This window comes from Roseiarcus sp. (assembly GCF_052145395.1).
Classification (GTDB): Bacteria; Pseudomonadota; Alphaproteobacteria; order Rhizobiales; family Beijerinckiaceae; genus Roseiarcus.
This window is the reverse complement of the sequence record NZ_JBKQOT010000457.1, coordinates 1-2,624: the sequence shown is the minus strand read 5'-3', so window position 1 is coordinate 2,624 and position 2,624 is coordinate 1. Positions and strand designations below refer to the sequence as shown.

The 2,624-nt window shown below is 61.9% G+C and carries 2 protein-coding genes; both read left to right on the top strand.

Features of this window, described 5'->3' with window-relative positions:
• Positions 1–1,661: MFS transporter (locus ACLP25_RS15580; protein WP_442470097.1), on the top strand; the 1,661-nt coding region annotated here is incomplete at its 5' end.
• 512 nt (positions 1,662–2,173) lie between these two features.
• Positions 2,174–2,624: DUF4167 domain-containing protein (locus ACLP25_RS15575; protein WP_442470096.1), on the top strand; the 451-nt coding region annotated here is incomplete at its 3' end.

Sequence of the window (2,624 nt, the reverse complement as noted above, 5' to 3'; positions counted from 1 at the left end):
CGCCGTCGGCTGGCGGCATTTTCTCGCCTTTGCGCCATGCGGTGTTCCGACGCATATGGACCGCAAGCCTGCTATCCAACCTCGGCATCTTGGTCCTGGGCGTCGGCGCCGCCTGGACGATGACGCAAATCACTTCATCGGCCGATATGGTGGCCCTGGTCCAGACGTCATTGATGCTGCCGGTCGCGCTGGTTTCGACGCCCGCGGGCGCGATCGCGGACATGTTTGATCGGCGGATTGTCGGACTCGTCGCTCTATCGATCGCCTTGGCGGGCTCAATTTCGCTCTCGGTTCTCGCATGGCTGGGGTTCGTGACACCGGTCCTCCTGCTTGCCACTTGCTTCATCATTGGCAGTGGAATGGCTTTGTTCGGGCCGGCGTGGCAGGCGTCTGTCAGCGAGCAGGTGCCGGCGGAGGCGCTGCCCGCGGCCGTCGCGCTCAATGGCATCAGCTACAACATTGCCCGCAGCTTTGGGCCTGCGATCGGCGGGATCATCGTCGCGTCGGCGGGGGCGGTCGCCGCATTTGCCACGAATGCGTTTCTCTATCTGCCGCTTCTTGTCGTCTTGTTTCTTTGGCGACGGCAGAAGGAACCGTCGCGGCTCCCGCCTGAAAGATTGGCTCGAGCGGTCATATCGGGCGTTCGCTACATCGTGCATTCTCCGTCTATTCGAATTGTGCTCGGGCGGACCTTGGTTACCGGAATTGCTGGCGGGTCAGTCTCGGCGCTCATGCCGATTGTCACGCGCGATCTCCTGCATGGCGGCGCGCAAACTTACGGCGTCATGCTAGGGGCGTTTGGCTTGGGGGCGGTGGTAGGAGCGCTCAATATCGCCACGCTACGGGGGCGTCTGGGAGACGAAGTTTCGGTCCGACTGTGCATGGTCGTCATGGGCGTCTGTGTCGCTCTCGTCGCGATCAGCCGCTCGCCAGTGCTGAGCGGAAGCGCGCTCGTCTTCGCAGGCGCCGCCTGGACCGCCTCGGTGACGGTGTTCAATGTCGGTGTTCAACTCGCTGCGCCCCGCTGGGTCGCCGGTCGCGCGATAGCGGCCTACCAAGCAGCCATTTCCGGTGGGATTGCGCTTGGCAGCTGGGCGTGGGGCAGCATAGCGAACGTTATTGGGGTCGAGGGAGCGCTGCTCATTTCGGGCGCAACCGTGTTTGTGTCGCCGGTGCTTGTTTTGTGGATGCGGATGCCAACCGCCAGCGGCCCGAATGAACTGTCCCTTGACGTCCTCGCCGATCCGGAGGTTCGCCTCTCGCTGAACCCACGCAGCGGACCGATCGTCGTTGAGATCGAATATCGCGTCGATCCCGCCAGGGCGCGCGTCTTCTACGCTCTCATGCAGCAAGTTCAGCTAAGCCGTCAGCGCAATGGCGCGTATGGTTGGTCGTTCGCACGCGACATCGCCGATCCCGAACTTTGGACCGAACGATTTCATTGCCCGACGTGGCATGACTATCTGCGGCAGCGAAGCCGTTCGACGGCAACGGAGCGCGCCCTGCACGTCCGCGCCAACGAATTTCATATTGGTCCAGAGCCGATCCGAATTCGCCGCATGTTGGAGCGACCTATCGGATCTGTGCGCTGGAAGGAGGACACGCCCGATCGATCAACGACGGATGTCTCACCGATTACCAGCGCGGGGAGCGGCCCCTGATTAGAGATCACGCCGCACGTGATCATCGCCTTTGCGCTCGACGACAGCGACTGGTGGCCGACCCGGACTGCGCCCGTCGCCCGAGATTCTCGTGGCCGTTGACCCTCTCGTCCTTGCATTGAACGAAGAATGGGTTATGTACCTATCGTCCTCGCGATGCCGTCGCAGTCGGTAAGAAAGCCCATGTGGCCAGCTCTTGGGTTGGCGCGTACAGGGCCGCGGGGTTAACGATCTCAAATCGACGACGTCCTGCAGCGATGTTGCCGTCGAAGGCGCAGTCGCTCGCCGAAAGGTCAATCGGACGAGCGCTTGGCGTCTAGGTTTCGCACGAAGTCGACAGACTGAATCTGACCCTTCGTCATACGAGATCCGACACGACACGCTGAGCGCCCGCGTCTGGGCGCGACATGGAGACCCTGACGGCCCGGCGCTGCGACGCCTCGAACGCCGCCACTCCGCAAAAGCTCCAAATACTCTCCCCGGCAGGAGCAAATGAACACTAAGGATAAGAAATGTCACCTGGTCAGAATGACCGAATTCGCGGCCGCCAAACTAATCGCGGTCGTGAGCCCAACTCATTGAATCGATGGTACGACTCGCACGGCCCTGACGTCAGAATTCGGGGCACGGCGCAGCATGTGGCGGAAAAATACCTTCAATTGGCGCGCGACGCACACACAGGTAACGACCCTGTCGCCGCCGAGAATTATCTTCAGCACGCCGAGCACTATTTCCGATTGATCGCCGCAGCGCAGGCGGTGCAGATCGGGCGCCAGAATGGCGGTGTGCGGGCTCCTGGAGAATCCGATCCGGAAGAGTTGGACGACGGCAGCGATTTCGGTGGTCTGCCTGATCGCTTCGCCTCTCGGGAGCAGCAAGAAACGCCGCAAGCCTTGACCAACCAAATCAGTTTCGTTGCGCCGTCTGCTCCGCAACCGCCCGAGCAACAACAGCCCTTGGTTC